The sequence below is a fragment of the Candidatus Pelagibacter sp. PS_40 genome (genome assembly GCF_059417765.1).
Window position 1 is genome coordinate 1 of the sequence record NZ_CM182064.1, and the last position, 18,056, is coordinate 18,056.

Sequence of the window (18,056 nt, forward strand, 5' to 3'; positions counted from 1 at the left end):
ATGACAAGCAACAACACAACACAAAGTACAAAAGATGTTTCATCTGAAGCTTTAGATTGGGCTTTAATTCAAAAGGATATGAAAAATAAGCTAGGTAGCGATATATATGAAAGCTGGCTTAGAAAGATAGACTTCGTTGAAGAGATGAATAGCTATGTCTTACTTTCGGTTTCTACTAGATTTATTCGAGACTGGATTACTTCAAGATATTTAGACCAAATTTTGCAAATAGTAAAAACGTATAAGAAAGATTTAACAAGAATAGAGTTTAAGATTATTGAAAAAAACTCTGAAAATGAGATAGAAAATAATTTTACTAAAAATGAAAATAATGAAAACGTATCATTCATTAAAGATACATACTTACAATATAACAGAATAGACCCAAATAAAAGATTTGATAACTTTATAACAGGAACAAGTAATAAACTTGCCTATGAAGCATCCATGAAAGTTTCAGAAAATATTTCTCATTATAATCCACTTTATATTTATGGAGGAGTTGGAATGGGAAAAACACATTTATTAAATTCAATTGGTCTTTCATTAAAAGAAAAAAACAAAGTTATGTTTATTTCTGCTGAGAGATTTATGTATCAGTTTGTAAAATCAATCAAATCTAATGATATGGTGAAGTTTAAAGAGTATTTTAGAAATACTGACATATTATTGATAGACGATATTCAATTCATGAATGGTAAAGAAGCAATGCAAGAAGAGTTTTTTCATACGTTTAATGCACTATTAGATAAAGGCTCACAAGTTATAATCTCTGCCGATAGAGCTCCGAACAAATTATCAAGAATCCAAGATAGAATTAAATCAAGATTTGCTGGAGGTCTTGTTGTAGATATACAAAAACCTGACTATGAACTTAGAAGTAAAATTGTTAAACAAAAAACAGAGGAACTAAACATTTTTTATTCAAATCAAGTAAATATTTCAGAAGAAATACAAAAGTTTATAAGCACAGAAATAACCACAAGTATTAGAGAGTTAGTAGGAGCAATTAATAGAGTTGTTTCTTTTTCAAGAATTTACAACAAAGTTCCAAATTTATCAGAGGTTAAAGTAATTTTAAAAGATCTATTAAATATTGGAGAAAATAAAGTAACAATAGATTTAATACAATCAACTGTATGTAAGTTCTTCAAAATTAGTAAAAGTGAGATGCTTTCTTCAAGAAGATCTAGATATCTTGTAAGACCAAGACAAACAGCAATATATTTAACAAAAATTTTGACATCCAAGTCATTACCTGAAATTGGAAGAGAATTTTCTAATAGAGATCATACGACAATCATTCATTCAGTTAAAACCATTGAAAAATTGAAGGAAAAAGATCCAGAAATGACAAACAATATTAATAATCTAAAAAATCAGATATTGTATAATAAAGAAAATGAAATTTAACGTTAATCAACAAGATCTGCAACAAGCACTTAATTATTGCCAAGGCGTAATTGAAAAAAGAAGCACACTTCCTATTTTGTCAAACGTTTTATTAAATGCGAGTAATTCAAACCTAACAATTACAGCAACAGATTTAGATTTAATATTTATTCATCAAATTAACAATGTAGAAGTTATAGAAGAAGGAAACACAACTACTACGTCATCTATTATGTATGACATCATAAGAAAATTTTCGTCAGGAAAAAAAATTAATTTATCTTTAACAGACGTTAGCAAACTCCAAGTTGAGTCTGAAAAATCTGTTTTTAATTTAAATTGTATTAGTGCATCTGAGTTTCCACTAACAGATGAAAACTTTAATCAAAATGAATTTTCTATAAAATCAAAACAATTATTGAAATTATTAAATAAATGTAAATTTTCAGTTTCAAATGATGAAACAAGACACTATTTAAGTGGAATTTTTTTTCATCAAACACAAACTGAAGATAAAAATTTTTTAACAGCAGCAGCTACAGACAGTCATAGAATGTCTATTTCAAAAATAAGATTAGACCAGCAAGTAGATTTTGAACCAATAATACTTCCTAAAAAAACAATTTTTCAACTATGCTCATTGTTAGAAAGTTATGATGGCGATGTTAAAATTTCAAATATTAAATCTAAAATAAAATTTGAATTAAATAATAGTATATTAATATCTAAGTTAATTGATGGGAAATTTCCAAATTATATTCAGGTAATACCTAAGAATAATCAAAAGAAGTTAGAAATAGATTTAAAATTATTTTTAGACTCTGTTGATCGAGTTGCTTCAGTTTCATTAGATAAAAAAGATGGAGTTAAATTTAATTTGTCAAAAGACGTTTTAAACTTATCAGTTAACAACACAAATAGTGGTGATGGAAAAGAAAGTTTAACTGTAAAGTTTGATCATGATCTAGAAATAAGTTTTAATTCTAGATATTTAATTGATGTAGCATCACAACTTGATGGAGATAAGATTGAAATTTTTTTCAATGATACTGGGTCTCCGGCATTAATTAAAGATCCAGGCGATTTTGACAGTATATTTGTTGTAATGCCTATGAAAGGCTAGCTTAAAGTATCAAGTTCAGTATAAATAGTTTTTTCCAATTCTTTCGTAAAAATTTCCTTGCTTAGTCCAGGTTCAATAGGTTTTAAAATTGAAACAGTTAGAGTGGTATTAATTTTTTTCCAACCATGTTTTGGCCAGGTATTACCAGAATTGATTGCGATGGGTTGGCATGGAATATTTAATTCTTCATAAATTCTACCAGATCCTTTTTTAAAAGGAGTTCTATCTTCTGCAGAAAGTCTTGTTCCTTGTGGAAAAATTATTAAAGGTCTTTCAGATAATTTCACTTGTTTAGAAATATCATCGAAAAAACCTAAGTTTTCTTTAGAAATTTTATTTCTTTTAATTGAAATTGACCCTATTTTTTTTAAATACCAGCCAAATATAGGAATCATTAGCAATTCTTTTTTTAAAATAAAAACAGGAGAATTAAAGATAGTTTGTAAAAAAAAAGTTTCAAACATTGACTGGTGTGAAGCAGCTATAAAAAATTTTTTTCCTCTAATTATGTTTTCCCTACCTTTAATGATTATCTTTGTTGATAAAAATATTTTTAAACATAAAGAAGTCCAAAAGCCCATAATTTTTCCACCAAATAAAACTATTTTTTTTGGTAGTAAAATTGCTGGCAAGAAAATTATGGAAATTAAAACTATTCCTAAGAAAAAAAATAATGAAAATAAAAAATTTCTTATCATATTAATCAAAAACTAAATCAAATCTTTTAGTTTTTGTCTTTTTTTAATAATATTAATCTTTGATCCTTTAATTATTAATTCTGCTGGTTTTGGTCTTACATTGTAATTTGAGCTTAGTGACATTCCATAAGCTCCAACATCACACATTAGCACAAGATCTTTTTCTTTTAATTTCTGAAAACCTTTTATAGTTGTAAATTTGTCTGTACTTTCACAAATTGGTCCTACAAATTCATAAGTTTTGTTTGAAATTCTATTATTTTTTACTACAGGTATAGTTTGATGATTTGCACCATATAATGCTGGTCTCATAAGATCATTCATTGCAGCATCTAATATGATGAAATCTTTTTTGGTATTTTCTTTTATATAAATAACTTGAGAAATTAAAAATCCAATATTACCAACTATAGATCGACCAGGTTCAAATATTATTTTTGTTTTTTGGCCCTTTAGAAATTTTTGTATAGCAGTGTTATATTTTTGATAGTTAAGTTTTTTGCTATTTTTCTCATAAGAAATACCCATGCCTCCACCTAGATCAATAAATTCAAAGATATGGCCACTTTTTTTTATTATTTTATTCACTACACTGAGCATTTTTTCATATGGTTTGTGATCTAAAATTTGACTACCAATATGAACACTTAAGCATTTAAGGTTAATATTTTTAGAATGATTTGTAAAATTTACTAATTCAAAAAAAGTTTTTTCATCTACACCAAATTTATTTTCTTTTTTTCCAGTTGAAATTTGTTTTAATGTCTTAGCATCTGTATTTGGATTAAGTCTAATACCTATATTAACTATTTTTTTTTTTGATTTTGCAATTTTTTCAATTTCAATAATTTCACTTTTAGACTCAGCATTTATTAATAAAATTTTTTTATCAATTGCATAACTTATTTCTTTTGAAGTTTTACCCACGCCCGAAAAAACAATTTTTTTTGGGTCTATACCTGCTTTTAGAGCCATCATTAACTCACCCATTGAAACAACATCAGCACCTAGCCCTAATTTTCTAATTTCTCTTATCAGATTTACATTAGTATTGGATTTGACAGCAAAACAAATCAATGGAGAAAAGGAGCTAAAATTTTTTTTAAAATTTTTTATATTTTCTGTTAGCCGTTTGTGCGAATAACAATAAGTTGGTGTACCAAACTTTTTTGCTATTTTTTGAACATTAACTTTTTCAATTGTTAAGTTTTTCTTTATATATTTCATCAATCTACTGACTTTGGAAAAACCATTTCATTCCCCTCATATTGAGGATCTCCTTTTTTTCCACATGAAAACAAGAAAGAACAAATTATAAAAATTAAAATTAGTTTTTTTATCATTTTACGTCTTTTTATATTTCATTATCATTTTTTTGATATTATCAAAAGACGTTCCACCATAAGATTTTTTAGAGTTAACAGAGTTTTTCACATTAAATATCTTTAAAACTTCAATTGTGAGCCTTGGTTCAATTTTCTTTAGTTCGTCAATATTTAATTCATTCAATTTTTTCTTTTTTTTCTCTGCATAATTCACAATAGAAGCTGTAGTTTGATACGCTTTTCTAAATGGCATTGAATGATTTTTAACAAGATAGTCAGCTAAGTCAGTAGCTGTAATATAGCCTGAGTTAGCAAGGTCTAACATTTGTTGTTTATTAGGTTTTAGATTTTTTAAAACCTCATTAAGAATAGCAATACTGTTATTAAGAATTTCATTAGATTTGAAGAGTATTTCTTTATCATCTTGAAGATCTTTAAAATAAGATATGGGAAGCCCTTTAAGAATTGTCAACATTGAAAACAAATTTCCATAAACCGTTCCAGTTTTCCCTCTTAAGTATTCCAACAAATCAGGATTTTTTTTTTGAGGCATTATTGAAGAACCAGTTACCACTTTGTCTGAAAGTGTGATTAAATTGAATCCATCAGAGTTCCAAATAATTAGTTCTTCAGCTATTCTTGAAATATGCATTGAACAAACAGAAGCGCTATATAAAAAATCTAGAACAAAATCTCTATCTGCAACAGTATCAATTGAATTATTTGTTGGTCTTTTAAAGCCTAGTTTTTTTGAAGTAAAATTTCTGTCAATATTAAAAGAAGTACCTGTTAAAGCAGCAACACCCAAAGGATTTTCTGATAAACTTTCTAAATTATAGGTAAATCTTTTTTTGTCCCTATTAAACATTTCTACATAAGACATTAAATAATGCGCAAAAGATACAGCTTGTGCATTTTTTAAATGAGTAAACCCAGGCATTATGGTTTCAATATTTTTTTCTGAAATTTTGAGAATGGTTTTAATAATATTGTCTAAATTCTTATTAATTTCTTTAGTTGCTGAAGTCGTCCACATTTTAAAATCAGTAATTACCTGATCATTTCTAGATCTAGCCGTGTGAACATATCCAGCCTCTTCTCCTATAATTTGAAATAATCTTTTTTCAATATTCATATGAATATCTTCATATTTTTTATTATATTCAAATTTATTTTTTAAAATTTCTTTCTCAATTTTATTAAGTCCAAAAATTATCTTATTCTTAATTTTAAAAGAAATAATTTTTTGTCTAAATAACATCTCAACATGTGCGATTGATCCTAAAATATCTTCTTGAAAAAGCTTTTTATCAATATCTATTGAATTACCAACTTTTTGGAACAAAGTTGAGGCATCTTTCTTTATTCTTGATCCCCATATTGCCATATTGTTTTTATTTTTTACCATGATAATTAATTATACATATTTAGCATGAAATTATTATTAATATTTATCTACCTAATAACTAGCAACATTAGTTATGCACTAGAAAAACCTAATATAAAAAATTTAGTTTTATCAAAAAATACAAAAATATATGAGGGAGTAGTTTTTAAAGACTCAAATAATTATGATGTAAATTTAGATGATTTTAAAGGAAAATTGTTAATATTGAATTTTTGGGCTACTTGGTGTGCTCCTTGCAGAGAGGAGATGCCATCTCTAGATGACTTACAGTCAAATAGTAATTTTGATAACTTAAAAATTTTTCCTATTAATATTGGCCAGGAAAATTTCTCTAAATCAGATTCTTTTTTTAGAGAACTAAATATTCAAAATCTAGAGATATATTTTGATGCGCCAATTACTTTGGCTAAAAAATTTTCTTTAAGGGGAGTTCCTACAACTATTTTATTTAATAAAAAAGGTGAAGAGTTTGGGCGTATTATGGGATCTATTGATTTTAATAATTTGGATTTTATTAATTGGCTAAAACAATACGATTAATCTTTAAAGAAATAAGCAAAACTAACCAATGCTACTATAGCAATGAATTGCAGCAACACTCTTAGCTGCATCAGTTTATTCGAATATTTTTTGCTAGTTTCGCCACCTTTGAACAAAGTTCCAATTCCTAAGATCAAGACGACTGCTACAACTATTAAAAGCACAATACCTAAAATTTTAACTAATGTTCCTGTTATCATGAAACTATTGTAGAATAATTTTTAATAAAAAAAACATAATAAAAACATCTATGACACTTTGTCTATCAACTACAATTATTAAGCCAGAAAAAGATATGCCAATTAAAAATGCTATTATTTTACTGCACGGTTATGGGGGTGATGGGAAAGACATAAGTATGTTGACCTTAAATTGGAAAAGATTTTTGCCTAATACTATTTTTTTATGTCCAGATGGTCATGAAGAATGTAAAATTAACCCAGCAGGTTTTCAATGGTTTGATTTAACTAAAGATGATCCAAGTTATATTCTAGAAGAATCTAAAAAAGCAGAAAATAAACTCCAAAAATATATTGAAGAAGTTAAAACTGAATATAATCTTAATAATTCTCAAATTTGCTTATCAGGATTTAGTCAAGGATGCATGATGTCTATTAATTTAGGTTTAACTAGCAATCAAAATTATAATTGTATTGTTGGTTTTTCTGGTAAGATAATTAATCAAGATGATCTTAGTATGAGAAAATCTTCTTCTACTAAAATGCTATTGATACATGGTGATCAAGACGCAGTTGTGTCACCAACATTTTTATTAGAGGCAAAAGATTTCCTAATTAGAAATAATATTGAAATTGAAACCAAAATGATAAAGAATTGTGAACATCATATTCCTATTGAGGCATCAAGCGCGGCTTTAAATTATATTAAAAATAACTTTCAAATATAATTAAATTCTATTTATTGATAAATTATTTTTTTTCAGTTAGAGTTTTTTATAATGATTTTTAACGATCAGAATTTGTCTTTAGAAAAATGTCCTGCGCTAGTGTTAAATGCAGATTATAGGCCTTTAAGTTATTATCCATTGTCTTTATGGAGCTGGCAAGATTCTATAAAATCTGTTTTTTTGGATAGAGTTGTTATAGTTAGTAATTATGACAGAGTTATTAGGAGCCCATCGTTTAATATGAGATTACCAAGTGTTATTGCATTAAAAAGTTTTATAAAACCACAGTCTAATCCTAGCTTCACAAGATTTAATGTTTTTTTAAGAGATAAATTTTCATGTCAATACTGTGGAAGTGGTGAAGATCTTACTTTTGATCATTTACTTCCAAGATCTAAAGGTGGACAAACCAACTGGGATAATGTTGTAACTGCTTGTTCTTCATGCAATGTAAAAAAAGGTGGAAGGTTATTAAAAAATTTGGATATGAGCTTAAATCAAAAGCCATATCAGCCATCTACAGAAGACCTACATAAAAATGGTAAAAATTTCCCACCAAATTTCCTACACAAGAGCTGGATGGATTATTTGTATTGGGATGTTGAGTTAGAAGCTTAATTAAATTTTCTCAGAAATATTAATAGCAATTTTTGATCCAGTTTTAATTAATTTATCCAGAATAGAATACATTCCTTTTTTAGTTGCACCTTCTTTATAGGCTATATCTTTATGATGCAGCTCATCTTCTCTAAATTTAATTATTTTTTCTTTTAATTTTTTCTCATCGTTTTCTAACTCATTAATTTGATTTAGATAATGTTCGTCAATTACTTCTTCCACTGAGGCAGTGCATAGCATAGCAGCTTTTTTCCCCAGCATTGTTGAGCCAAAACCAAGTCCTACACCAAGCAAATCCCATAAAGGTAAAAACTTTGTAGGTTTTATATTTCTTTTTTTAATTTCATTTTCAAAATATTCACAGTGTTCTTTTTCGTGAATTTTCATTTCTTCAATTTTCTTTTTAAGGTTTTCATCTTTAACAAATGTATTTAGAGCTAGTAATTGGCCTTCATAAATCTTTATTGCACCTCGTTCACCTGCGTGATCAACTCGAATAAATTCTTTTACTTTTTCTTTATTTGTTTTTTTCATAAGTTAAGAAAAGTTTTATAGTTATAGTTGTGATTATTAAAGAGATAAAAATATTTATTGTAGCAAGAGATAATCCTAAAATTTTAAACGTTGCATCTTTACAGCTAACTGTAACCTCTTTTAGCTGATTTAGAAGAGCTTCTTTAGTCAAATCTGCATTATTAGAATTTAGGTCACAAACTAAAGACTCTTTTATAAAGCCTTGCTCTATTCCAAAATGATAAAACGAAATAGAGAATGCTATAATAAATGTAATACTTAAAATTATTAAAAAAAATCTTTCAAACTTTTGAATAAAAATAAAAAGTAAAATTATAACTATTGAAACAACATAAGGTATTCTTTCAATTAAACAAAGATTGCACGGTTGATGACCCAAAATATGTTCAATAAAATAGGCTGTTAAAAGAGCAAAAATACTGAATAACAATATAAGATGAAGTGTAGTTTTTCGTTTAATCATGTTTGTGTTATTTAATTGCAAAATATATTAGGGTAAAAATTAATACAATTATAATACCTAAAATTGTAAACCATTTTGCAGCATCAGTTTTCATAAACTTGCTAAAAATATCACCAAATTTATATGATAGGTATGAGACGATAAAAAATCTCAACCCTCTAGAAAATAGACAAATAATGAAAAATATAGGCAAATTAAAACCAATCATACCACTTGTTATTGTGAATACTTTAAAGGGCAAAGGCGTAAACCCAGCAAGAAATAATGTAGCAAGCCACACATAAAGACCACTTCCCTCAGATAAGCTATTTTTAAGATTAATTACCTTTTCTTCATAATTATAAAATTCTACTACAATCATTCCAAGATCAAAAAAATAAGATCCAATGAAATATCCAAGGATACCTCCAAGTGAAGAAAACAAAGTAGCTATTAAAAAAATTTTTAAATAATCATTTTTTTTTGCAATAACCATTGGAGCAATCATAACGTCAGGTGGGATTGGAAAAAAAGAACTTTCAGTAAAAGATAAAATTGCAAGATAAGTATTTGACTTCTTGTGGGCAGCAAGTTTTAAAGTTTTTTGATATAATTCATTAAGCATTTTTTTGTTTTTAATATAAATTATGTTCTTATACTATTTAATTTTATAGTTATAATAAGGAAAACAAAGGGCGAGTGGCGGAACTGGTAGACGCGCACGACTCAAAATCGTGTTTCGCAAGAAGTGAGAGTTCGATTCTCTCTTCGCCCACCAATATATTATGGAAATAAACAAAATTAATAATTTATTAGAACTATTTTATAAACAGTATCTTACACAAGATAAAACAAGTGTGTTTTTACAATCCTTAAAAGAAGTTGAAAAAAAATATTCTTGGGAAGATGTATATTCAAATGTCATTAAACTTTCTGAGGAAATATCAAGATATATAAAAAAAGGTGATAGATGCTTGTTAATATCAGAAAATAGACCAGAGTGGATGATATCAGATTTATCTATTATGCTTTCGGAGGGCATAACAGTTCCGGCTTATACAACTTATGTAGAAAGAGACTATGAGTATATAATTGATGATTGCACTCCGACTGTTTTAATCATTTCTAATAAGACACAGTATTTAAAAGTAAAAAATATTATACCTAAAAAAAAATTTATAAAAAAAATTATTTTTTTTGATGTAATTGAAGAATTTGACCAAGAACTTCATGTAAGTATTAATCAAATTTTTGCTAATAAAAACTTTAATTCCTTAAATTTTTCTGAATTAAAAATTCAAAGAAAAGATATTGCTTGTATAATTTATACATCTGGTACCCAGGGAAATCCAAAAGGAGTTGTATTAAGCCATGGTGGAATTTTAAACAATTGTGAGGGAGCCCTTGGTTTATTAAAAGAGTTTGTCTCAAAAAAACCTAAATTTTTGACATGGCTACCCCTTTCTCATTCATATGAACATACAGTCCAATTTGTTCAAATAGTCGTGGGAGCACAGGTATTCTATGCTGAGAGTATAGAAAAACTTATAAAAAATATGGAAAATTGTTCACCTGAGATAATGACAGCAGTTCCTAGATTTTATCAAAATTTACATCAAAAAATAAATACTAATTTTAGTAAAGCTACAGGAATAAAAAAATTCTTAATCAATCAAACCATCAAACTTGGAAATAAGAAATTAAATAGAGTGCAATTTTCATTAATAGAAAGTTTAATAAATTTTGTTTGTGATCTTTTAGTACGAAAGAAAATCAAAGAACAATTTGGTGGAAATCTAAAGGCATTTATTTCAGGAGGAGGAGCGTTAGACAAAGAAGTGGGTTGCTTTTTAAATGCAATTGGTCTCCCAACTTTACAAGGGTACGGATTAACCGAAACATCTCCTGTAGTAAGCTGTAATTCTATTAATGAAATTAGGGTAGAAACTGTGGGCAAACCATTTAGGGGAAATTTAGTTAAAATTGCAAATGATGGTGAGATTCTGGTTAAAGGAGAAAATGTGATGTTGGGTTACTGGAATAATGAAGAAGAAACAAATAAAGTTTTAAAGAATGGATGGTTATCTACAGGTGACATTGGAGAGTTTGATGGCGAGTTTTTAAAAATAACAGATAGAAAAAAAGATATAATTATAACTCCAGGTGGAGATAATATTTCTCCAATCAAAATAGAGAGTGATTTAAATAAATCTAATTACATAGAGCAAAGTTTAGTTTATGGTGACAACAAACCTTATCTAGTTTGTTTAATTGTTTTAAGCTCAGAATATAAAAATATAAAGAATGAAGAAATTAAAATAGAAATAGAAAAAATAAATAAAAATTTAAGTAAAATAGAAAAAATAAAAAAGTTTTTTGTAATTAAAAATCAATTTACAATTGAAAACAATATGATGACCCCTACTTTAAAATTAAAAAGATATAAAATTATAAAAACTTATCAAAATGAGTTAGAAAAACTTTTTAATTAATTTTTATAAAAGACATTATAAGTCGCATAAACGTTAATGTTTTTTACATAACAAAAATTTTAAATAAAAATTTTTTTTAAAAAATAAATTTATAATTTGCCAATTAATTAATGAATTGACATCACTTGTATAAAAAAATAAAAATAAGTTAACAACGAATCACTTTGATTCGTTTAACTTAAACAGGGAGCTAAAGATGGCTACAAAGAAAAAAGCTAAAAAAGCTAAAAAGAAGACTAAGAAAAAAGCTAAAAAAGCTAAAAAAGCGAAGAAAAGAAAAAGATAGTATCTTAGACTTTTCAAAAAACGCTTCTCATAACGTTATGTGTGAGAGGCGTTTTTTTTTGCCCTAATTTTTAATCCTCAGTATCGGTAATTGGCTCTGAGTCTGTGTCAGATTCTGTGATAGGTTCTTTAATCTTAGTTGGTGCAGCCACAGCTTTTGCTTGGCCCTCCAAATTTCTCTTTAAAGCCTTATCTAATTTTTTCTGGGTATCTTCTAATGATACACCCATCACTATTTGAAATTCAGATAAAATTCTTTCATAAGCTTTTTCAAACAACTGTCTTTCACTGTATGATTGATCAACCATTAAGTCGTCACCTTTATTTAAATCTCTAACAACTTCTGCAAGCTCATAGATTTTGCCTGAAGAAATTTTTGCTTCATATTCCTGTGCTCTTCTACTCCACATAGATCTTTTAATTTTTGGCTTGCTTTTTAAAATAGATATACATTTATTGACCTGATTTATTGTTGCAAGAGGTCTAAGATGAGATTGCTTATTTACAGGAACCATACCATTGGCTTTGTCTTTTTCAAATTTAAGAACATAAGTTTCAACATCAATTCCACCAATGTTAATTTTTTTAAACTCTGTAATTTGGCCAACGCCATGTTTTGGATAAACAACGTAATCTTTAACTTTATATTCTCTTTTTTCTGTTTCTTGTTTTTTTACCTTTTTAATTTCAGGCTTAACTTCATTACTTTTTGAAATTCTTAAATTATCAGTTTTAATTTCTACTTTTTCTGGAACAGCTTTTTTAGAGACTGTTTTTAAATTTTTTTTAATTTTAGTTGGAGTTGCTTTTATTGTTTTAGTTTTTTTTACTGGAATTTTTTTTTTTACAACTTTAGCTTTAGGAAGCGTAGGCTTTTTTGCTACCTTTGCTTTAGTTTTTTTTTTTACTTTTTTCTCAGGAGTTTTTTTAAAGATTTTCGCTAAAATATTTGTCGTACTTGTTTTCTTCATTTTTATATTTTTCATTATCCTCTGGAGGATCTTTTTTAATAGTTATATTTGGCCAAATTTCAGAATACTTTGTATTTAGTTCAAGCCATTTTTCGCTCCCAGACTCAGTATCTGCTACTATCGCATCTACTGGACATTCTGGCTCGCAAACGCCACAATCTATACACTCCTCGGGTTTAATTACAAGCATATTTTTGCCTTCATAAAAGCAATCAACAGGACAGACTTCAACGCAGTCCATTAGTTTACACTTAATACATTTATCATTTACAACGTATGTCATTTTCCCAATTCACTTTTTACTTTTAACTTCAAGTCTCCCATTGTCTTGGCATCCACATATAGTAAACCTGAGAGTCTTCTCATTAAGTTTGTTTCATAAATGTCAGCACTATCGTTTGAATAGATTATTTTCCATAATGACTCAATTATTTTAATTTTATCAGAATCTGGAACATTTTTTACTTCTCTTGTAAAATCTAATATTTGATTTGAGTTATCTTCAACAATTATTGCTTCAGACATAATTTTATCTATCTCAGAGACCGGTGCGCCTAAATCAATAAGCGTTTCTTTAATAATATCTTCTTCTTTTTTTTCATAAGCCTCATCTATTTTTGCTGCATGAATTAGCAAGGCAGCAATTTTAGAATAAGAGTTATCCTGAGGTTCATTTTTTTCTTTATTTTTAAAAAAGCTAATCATTAATTCAAATTTAAGTTTTTCAATACTTTAAATGGGCTGTTTGAAGTATCTATTTTTTTAAAAGTTTTTTTAATTTGTTTTTTTGGATTATATCTAAAATACATATCATTGTCTTTTTCTAAAGTTTTATAATTCATTTTTTCAATCAATTTCTTAAAGTTATCTTTACTACATCCTAATAAATTAAGCATCTCTGGTACTAGTTTAATTTCTTTATCCTTTTCGGGGCTAGCGTTAATAATTAGCATAAATAATCTCTCTAAGATGTCAATTCTAACAAAATAATTATCAAAATTTTCAAATCCACATAAAAGCATAAATTTTTTATTTCTTTTATTTTTGTCATCTAAAAAATTTAAACCAAACGTAGGTGGCGTCAACTCAAAATACTTTTGGTTAAAATTTTTCCATAATAAAGTTCTTAAAGAAACTGCTTCAGGTTTTAATAGTTTGAATAAAAAAATATGATAACGCCCAAACTTCACCCCTAAGTCTCTTAAAATTTTTCTTTCATCTTGCCCAAGTTTTTTTAAGTATTCGGTAACCATTTCTCTTTTAACTACACCATTGCTTTCATACAATTGATAAGCTAAAGCTTTAATGGATGAGTTACTTTCTTTTAAATTTCTTAGATCAATTAAACTTTTTAGTATTAAATTAATTTTTTCATTAACCCATTTTTCAATAAATTCTGATAATTTTTGTTTGTCATTATTTTCTAAAAGATCATCTACTATTAAAAGTATATCTGGATTTAAATAATCTTTTCCGGTTACTAATTTTGCAATAGGAAAATTTTTCCAATAGATTTTAAAATCATCTTTTAATTCAATTAGACCTGTTTCTATGATTAACTGAACTCTTTTTTGAAGCTCGGGCCCCACAGTCTGTCTTGCTGCCTTTTTCAATGATTTAATGTCAGTTTCTAAAGCCCCAACTTTTAAGTCCATTTCAAATTTTAGACCTTTTAAATCACCAATAAACTGCTCATCAATTATTACTTTGTCGTTTTCCATTATTTCAGTTTTAAAATCCATATCTTGGTTTAAGCCTCTTGCAAGTACGCTGGCTCGTTTATCAATAAATGTTTTTGTAAGTTCTTCATGTAGTCTATCTGATAATCTATCTTCTAATAGTTTTGTTTTCTCTATCCAATAATCTTGGTTTTCAACCCAATTAATTTTATTGGAAACATAAGACCAAGTTCTAACATTTGCAATTCTATTTGACAAAGAATCTACATTTCCTTCTAATTTATCTAATTTCATCAACTGTAATCTCATATAATCATTGGTAATTTTACCATAATTACTATTTAAAAAATTGAATACCTTGCCAACAACTTCAATATGATTTCCATATGTTTTTTTCACAAAGTCTGGAATTTGACAACACTCCCAAAGTAATTCAAGTGTTTCTCTGTTGTTTTCAATTTTGTTACCTTCCATATCTTTTAAAAAATATTTTAATACTTTTTCATCTCCGCACTCGTGTATTTTCCTTAACCAATCTTTATTGGGTTTTTCTTCAAGTGATTTAATTAAACTTAAAGCGTTATTAAAATTTAAATTAGAATTTCTCCAAAATAACATTCTAATTTCTTCAAATTTATGATTTTCAAGTAATTCTACTTCCTCAGCTGAAATATCTTTGCAGTCTCCAGTCACTCCAAAACTACCATCATTTAAATATCTGCCTGCTCTTCCAGCAATTTGCCCAATCTCAGACATATTAAGACGTCTTAATTTTTTACCATCAAATTTTTTAAGGTTTGAAAAATATACATTTTCTAAATCCATATTAATTCCCATACCAATTGCATCTGTAGCAACTAGGAAATCAACATCTCCTGATTGATATAATTCAACCTGAGCATTTCTGGTTTTTGGACTTAGAGAGCCCATAACAATAGCTGCTCCACCTTTTTGCCTACGTACAAGTTCTGCAATTGCATAAACCTCTTCAGTTGAAAAAGCTATTATTGCAGTTTTTCTATTTATTCTTGATATTTTTTTATGCCCTACGTAGGTAAGTTTAGAAAGTCTTTCTCTATTTATAAATTCAGTGTCTTCGTTCAGTTTATTGACTATATTTTTAATAGTACTAGAGCCCATAAACATCGTTAGTTTTTCGCCACGAAGATTTAACAATCTATCAGTAAAAATATGACCTCTCTCATGATCTGCACACATTTGTATTTCATCAATACCCACAAAATCTAAATGCTTATTGATTGGCATCGACTCTACTGTACAAAGAAAATATTTTGCATTAGGAGGAATTATTTTCTCTTCACCCGTGATTAATGCAACTTTATCAGAGCTTATTTTTTTTATAATTTTGTCATATACCTCTCGTGCAAGTAAACGTAATGGAAATCCAATCATTCCCGAATCAAAAGAAAGCATTGTTTCTATTGCAAGATAGGTTTTGCCGGTATTTGTTGGACCAAGAACAGCTGTAATTTTATTTTTAGACATTTCTATTGATGGTACCTTAAATTTTTACTCCACCATATATTGTTGTCCATAAAGAACAAAAATAGGTTAAAACATGACCGAATCATTAGAGAAAAGTTCTCATTTTAAAGTTTATAAAATTATTAAAAATTAACCACCTGGACCTAAGTTAGAAGATTTTATTTTTAAAATTTTCCATATACCTGAAGCAGAGGTTATAATTTTATCGTTACATTTTAGTTCACAAAACAAAAATACTAGTGAATTTGTTTTTTTTAAAATTCTTGTAAAACCGTTGATTTCATCTCCCACTTTAGATGCACCAATAAATTTTAAGTCTAATGAAATGGTTACACAAGGTGCATTACCTGACGCTCTGTGTGCAGCAGTTCCTGCACCTGCATCAATTAAGGCTGATAAATAACCACCATGAGTTATTCCTGCATTGTTCAAATGGTTTTCATTAATTATAGATTTAAACTCATATTCTGTTTCAGACATAGTTCTAAATAAAACACCACCATTGTGTTTCATAAAACCAGATTTAATACTTATTTGTTCAAATTCATTACTCATAATTTTTATAATATGAAGGTTAAAATTAATAAGATTATAAAAACAATTATAAAAAAATATATAACTGATTTTTGTAGAGATGATTTTAGTAGCCAATCTAACATTTTTTTTATTTATCCTTTTTGGTGGACCGCCCAGAACTCGAATCTGGAATCTCCCGGTTCGTAGCCGAGCGCCTTATCCAATTTGGCCAGCGGTCCTTAATTAAATAATTTACTCAGTATATCAAAGTTTTTAATGTAATTTAACTTATAAAATATTATGTTGTATTAGCAATGACCAAAAAACTAGATGATGTAGTTATAACAACTGCAGTAAGAACTCCTATTGGCACATTTAAAGGATCTTTAAAGGATATTAGCGCTGATAAACTAGGCGCATTAGCTATTAAAGAAGCTGTCTATAAATCAAAATTAAAATCAGACGATATTGATGAGGTGATTATGGGACATGTTCTAACTTCTGGATTAGGACAAAACCCAGCAAGACAAGCTTCTATTCATGCTGGAATTCCAGTTTCAAAACCCGCATATATAATCAATCAAGTGTGTGGATCTGGATTAAGATCTGTAATTTTAGGATATCAGTCTATTAAACTAGGTGAAAATAAAATTATAGTTGCTGGAGGACAAGAAAATATGTCTAGAGCACCACATGCTATATTTTATCGAGAAGATAAAAAACTAGATGAAAATAAGTTAGTAGATACGATGATCAATGATGGATTAATAGACTCATTTAACAATTATCACATGGGAATTACTGCTGAAAATGTTGCAGAAAAATATAAAATTTCTAGAGATGAACAAGATTTATTTGCATTAAATTCTCAAGAAAAAACTCAAAAAGCTATAAATGAAAATAGATTCAAAAATGAACTAATCAAATTAAAGATTAATACTGATGATAAAAATTTTATTTTCGAAAAAGATGAACACTCAAGAAACAATCTAAACTTAGAGGATTTAAAAAAATTAAAAACTGTTTTTAAAGAAAATGGCACAGTTACTGCAGGCAATTCATCGGGAATAAATGATGGTGCAGCAGCAACTATATTAATGTCTAGAGAAGAAGCAGAACTTAGAGGTATAGAACCGTTAGCCAAAGTGGTCTCTTGGGCAACATGTGGTGTTGAACCTTCGTTGATGGGGTTAGGGCCAATTAAAGCTGTTAACCTTGCATTAGAAAAAGCTGAATGGAAGAGAGAGGATATTGATTTATTTGAAATAAATGAGGCATTTGCAGCTCAAAGCATTGCTGTAATTAGAGATCTTAAAATTCGTAAAGAGATTGTAAATGTTAATGGCGGGGCAATTGCATTAGGACACCCAATTGGAGCTTCAGGAACTAGGATTTTAGTAACTCTTATTCACGAAATGATTAGACAAAATAAATGTAAAGGTTGTGCCACTCTCTGCATTGGTGGTGGTATGGGAATAGCCATGTGTGTTGAGAGAAATTAATTTCTTATTTATTTGTTAATTTTTTAAAGTTTTTTGTTCAATAAAATACAGGTTTGCACAAAAAGGCTCATTATTATGCTAAAATAACATGAGATATAGTTTTTTTTAGGTGTATAAA

General features: G+C 27.7%; 19 protein-coding genes and 2 tRNA genes. 8 read left to right on the forward strand and 13 right to left on the reverse strand.

The window, feature by feature from the left end:
• On the forward strand, nt 1-1,413 hold the full coding sequence (gene dnaA / locus AC5SLW_RS00005) for a chromosomal replication initiator protein DnaA (RefSeq protein WP_494575128.1): 1,413 nt from the start codon (nt 1-3) through the stop codon (nt 1,411-1,413).
• Nucleotides 1,403-2,515, forward strand: a complete 1,113-nt coding sequence (gene dnaN, locus AC5SLW_RS00010) for a DNA polymerase III subunit beta (RefSeq protein ID WP_011281689.1) — start codon at nt 1,403-1,405, stop codon at nt 2,513-2,515. Before dnaA ends, dnaN begins: the two co-directional genes overlap by 11 nt.
• On the opposite strand, the gene AC5SLW_RS00015 is transcribed toward dnaN, so the two are convergent.
• The 3 genes from AC5SLW_RS00015 to argH all read right to left on the reverse strand — a co-directional run bounded on the left by AC5SLW_RS00015 (nt 2,512) and on the right by argH (nt 5,946).
• On the reverse strand, nt 2,512-3,213 hold the full coding sequence (locus AC5SLW_RS00015; protein ID WP_011281690.1) for a lysophospholipid acyltransferase family protein: 702 nt from the start codon (nt 3,211-3,213) through the stop codon (nt 2,512-2,514). The two genes, dnaN and AC5SLW_RS00015, sit on opposite strands and share 4 nt — an antisense overlap.
• A gap of 12 nt (nt 3,214-3,225) precedes the next feature.
• Nucleotides 3,226-4,440: a diaminopimelate decarboxylase gene (gene lysA, locus AC5SLW_RS00020; protein ID WP_011281691.1), complete on the reverse strand. Its 1,215-nt coding sequence runs from the start codon at nt 4,438-4,440 to the stop codon at nt 3,226-3,228.
• A 117-nt stretch (nt 4,441-4,557) separates the two neighbouring features.
• Nucleotides 4,558-5,946 (reverse strand): argininosuccinate lyase, encoded by a 1,389-nt coding sequence (argH, locus tag AC5SLW_RS00025; protein ID WP_011281693.1) that lies wholly within the window; start codon nt 5,944-5,946, stop codon nt 4,558-4,560.
• 24 nt (nt 5,947-5,970) lie between these two features.
• On the opposite strand from argH, the gene AC5SLW_RS00030 reads away from it, so the two are divergent.
• Complete coding sequence (locus AC5SLW_RS00030) at nt 5,971-6,486, forward strand: TlpA family protein disulfide reductase (RefSeq protein WP_006997492.1); 516 nt, start codon at nt 5,971-5,973, stop codon at nt 6,484-6,486.
• On the opposite strand, the gene AC5SLW_RS00035 is transcribed toward AC5SLW_RS00030, so the two are convergent.
• Entirely contained in the window at nt 6,483-6,686 is a 204-nt protein-coding gene (locus AC5SLW_RS00035) for a twin transmembrane helix small protein (RefSeq protein WP_018413748.1), read from the reverse strand. The two genes, AC5SLW_RS00030 and AC5SLW_RS00035, sit on opposite strands and share 4 nt — an antisense overlap.
• Nucleotides 6,687-6,736: 50 nt before the next feature.
• On the opposite strand from AC5SLW_RS00035, the gene AC5SLW_RS00040 reads away from it, so the two are divergent.
• Both AC5SLW_RS00040 and AC5SLW_RS00045 read left to right on the forward strand, forming a co-directional pair.
• A complete protein-coding gene (locus tag AC5SLW_RS00040; protein WP_020169009.1) occupies nt 6,737-7,393 on the forward strand; it encodes an alpha/beta hydrolase in 657 nt (218 codons plus the stop codon).
• Between the two features lie 51 nt (nt 7,394-7,444).
• Complete coding sequence (locus tag AC5SLW_RS00045) at nt 7,445-8,011, forward strand: HNH endonuclease (protein ID WP_006997489.1); 567 nt, start codon at nt 7,445-7,447, stop codon at nt 8,009-8,011.
• On the opposite strand, the gene AC5SLW_RS00050 is transcribed toward AC5SLW_RS00045, so the two are convergent.
• The 3 genes from AC5SLW_RS00050 to AC5SLW_RS00060 are packed head-to-tail and all read right to left on the reverse strand — an operon-like array spanning nt 8,012 to nt 9,612.
• Complete coding sequence (locus AC5SLW_RS00050; protein ID WP_006997488.1) at nt 8,012-8,545, reverse strand: demethoxyubiquinone hydroxylase family protein; 534 nt, start codon at nt 8,543-8,545, stop codon at nt 8,012-8,014.
• Nucleotides 8,529-9,008 carry a disulfide bond formation protein B gene (locus AC5SLW_RS00055; RefSeq protein ID WP_006997487.1) on the reverse strand — a complete coding sequence of 160 codons (480 nt, stop codon included), beginning with the start codon at nt 9,006-9,008 and terminating at the stop codon, nt 8,529-8,531. The genes AC5SLW_RS00050 and AC5SLW_RS00055 overlap by 17 nt, the downstream gene beginning before the upstream one ends.
• 7 nt (nt 9,009-9,015) lie before the next feature.
• Nucleotides 9,016-9,612, reverse strand: a complete 597-nt coding sequence (locus tag AC5SLW_RS00060; RefSeq protein ID WP_006997486.1) for a YqaA family protein — start codon at nt 9,610-9,612, stop codon at nt 9,016-9,018.
• A 68-nt stretch (nt 9,613-9,680) separates the two neighbouring features.
• Between AC5SLW_RS00060 and AC5SLW_RS00065 the strand changes: the two genes are divergently transcribed.
• Both AC5SLW_RS00065 and AC5SLW_RS00070 read left to right on the forward strand, forming a co-directional pair.
• Nucleotides 9,681-9,765 (forward strand) — tRNA-Leu (locus AC5SLW_RS00065).
• 7 nt (nt 9,766-9,772) lie between these two features.
• Nucleotides 9,773-11,479 carry an AMP-dependent synthetase/ligase gene (locus AC5SLW_RS00070; RefSeq protein WP_041185772.1) on the forward strand — a complete coding sequence of 569 codons (1,707 nt, stop codon included), beginning with the start codon at nt 9,773-9,775 and terminating at the stop codon, nt 11,477-11,479.
• A 356-nt stretch (nt 11,480-11,835) separates the two neighbouring features.
• Here the strand turns inward: AC5SLW_RS00070 and AC5SLW_RS00075 are convergent, their stop codons facing one another.
• From AC5SLW_RS00075 to AC5SLW_RS00100, 6 genes are all read right to left on the reverse strand, one after another.
• Nucleotides 11,836-12,750, reverse strand: coding sequence for a CarD family transcriptional regulator (locus AC5SLW_RS00075; RefSeq protein ID WP_006997483.1), 915 nt, complete (start codon nt 12,748-12,750; stop codon nt 11,836-11,838).
• The gene (gene fdxA, locus AC5SLW_RS00080; protein WP_006997482.1) at nt 12,692-13,018 is read right to left on the reverse strand and encodes a ferredoxin FdxA; all 327 of its coding nucleotides are present in this window, start codon (nt 13,016-13,018) and stop codon (nt 12,692-12,694) included. The genes AC5SLW_RS00075 and fdxA overlap by 59 nt, the downstream gene beginning before the upstream one ends.
• Nucleotides 13,015-13,440 carry a tellurite resistance TerB family protein gene (locus tag AC5SLW_RS00085; RefSeq protein WP_006997481.1) on the reverse strand — a complete coding sequence of 142 codons (426 nt, stop codon included), beginning with the start codon at nt 13,438-13,440 and terminating at the stop codon, nt 13,015-13,017. The genes fdxA and AC5SLW_RS00085 overlap by 4 nt, the downstream gene beginning before the upstream one ends.
• Nucleotides 13,440-15,920 carry a helicase-related protein gene (locus AC5SLW_RS00090; RefSeq protein ID WP_018413755.1) on the reverse strand — a complete coding sequence of 827 codons (2,481 nt, stop codon included), beginning with the start codon at nt 15,918-15,920 and terminating at the stop codon, nt 13,440-13,442. The genes AC5SLW_RS00085 and AC5SLW_RS00090 overlap by 1 nt, the downstream gene beginning before the upstream one ends.
• 129 nt (nt 15,921-16,049) lie before the next feature.
• Nucleotides 16,050-16,475: a PaaI family thioesterase gene (locus tag AC5SLW_RS00095; RefSeq protein ID WP_494575132.1), complete on the reverse strand. Its 426-nt coding sequence runs from the start codon at nt 16,473-16,475 to the stop codon at nt 16,050-16,052.
• A 123-nt stretch (nt 16,476-16,598) separates the two neighbouring features.
• Nucleotides 16,599-16,675 (reverse strand) — tRNA-Arg (locus AC5SLW_RS00100).
• Between the two features lie 75 nt (nt 16,676-16,750).
• Between AC5SLW_RS00100 and AC5SLW_RS00105 the strand changes: the two genes are divergently transcribed.
• Nucleotides 16,751-17,938, forward strand: a complete 1,188-nt coding sequence (locus AC5SLW_RS00105; protein WP_494575134.1) for an acetyl-CoA C-acetyltransferase — start codon at nt 16,751-16,753, stop codon at nt 17,936-17,938.
• The last annotated feature ends 118 nt before the right edge of the window (nt 17,939-18,056 follow it).

Bases quoted from the DNA above. Each gene is read 5' to 3' on its own strand.
- dnaA (WP_494575128.1), top strand. From the start codon at position 1: ATGACAAGCAACAACACAACACAAAGTACAAAAGATGTTTCATCTGAA.
- dnaN (WP_011281689.1), top strand. From the start codon at position 1,403: ATGAAATTTAACGTTAATCAACAAGATCTGCAACAAGCACTTAATTAT.
- AC5SLW_RS00015 (WP_011281690.1), bottom strand. From the start codon at position 3,213: ATGATAAGAAATTTTTTATTTTCATTATTTTTTTTCTTAGGAATAGTT.
- lysA (WP_011281691.1), bottom strand. From the start codon at position 4,440: ATGAAATATATAAAGAAAAACTTAACAATTGAAAAAGTTAATGTTCAA.
- argH (WP_011281693.1), bottom strand. From the start codon at position 5,946: ATGGTAAAAAATAAAAACAATATGGCAATATGGGGATCAAGAATAAAG.
- AC5SLW_RS00030 (WP_006997492.1), top strand. From the start codon at position 5,971: ATGAAATTATTATTAATATTTATCTACCTAATAACTAGCAACATTAGT.
- AC5SLW_RS00035 (WP_018413748.1), bottom strand. From the start codon at position 6,686: ATGATAACAGGAACATTAGTTAAAATTTTAGGTATTGTGCTTTTAATA.
- AC5SLW_RS00040 (WP_020169009.1), top strand. From the start codon at position 6,737: ATGACACTTTGTCTATCAACTACAATTATTAAGCCAGAAAAAGATATG.
- AC5SLW_RS00045 (WP_006997489.1), top strand. From the start codon at position 7,445: ATGATTTTTAACGATCAGAATTTGTCTTTAGAAAAATGTCCTGCGCTA.
- AC5SLW_RS00050 (WP_006997488.1), bottom strand. From the start codon at position 8,545: ATGAAAAAAACAAATAAAGAAAAAGTAAAAGAATTTATTCGAGTTGAT.
- AC5SLW_RS00055 (WP_006997487.1), bottom strand. From the start codon at position 9,008: ATGATTAAACGAAAAACTACACTTCATCTTATATTGTTATTCAGTATT.
- AC5SLW_RS00060 (WP_006997486.1), bottom strand. From the start codon at position 9,612: ATGCTTAATGAATTATATCAAAAAACTTTAAAACTTGCTGCCCACAAG.
- AC5SLW_RS00070 (WP_041185772.1), top strand. From the start codon at position 9,773: ATGGAAATAAACAAAATTAATAATTTATTAGAACTATTTTATAAACAG.
- AC5SLW_RS00075 (WP_006997483.1), bottom strand. From the start codon at position 12,750: ATGAAAAATATAAAAATGAAGAAAACAAGTACGACAAATATTTTAGCG.
- fdxA (WP_006997482.1), bottom strand. From the start codon at position 13,018: ATGACATACGTTGTAAATGATAAATGTATTAAGTGTAAACTAATGGAC.
- AC5SLW_RS00085 (WP_006997481.1), bottom strand. From the start codon at position 13,440: ATGATTAGCTTTTTTAAAAATAAAGAAAAAAATGAACCTCAGGATAAC.
- AC5SLW_RS00090 (WP_018413755.1), bottom strand. From the start codon at position 15,920: ATGTCTAAAAATAAAATTACAGCTGTTCTTGGTCCAACAAATACCGGC.
- AC5SLW_RS00095 (WP_494575132.1), bottom strand. From the start codon at position 16,475: ATGAGTAATGAATTTGAACAAATAAGTATTAAATCTGGTTTTATGAAA.
- AC5SLW_RS00105 (WP_494575134.1), top strand. From the start codon at position 16,751: ATGACCAAAAAACTAGATGATGTAGTTATAACAACTGCAGTAAGAACT.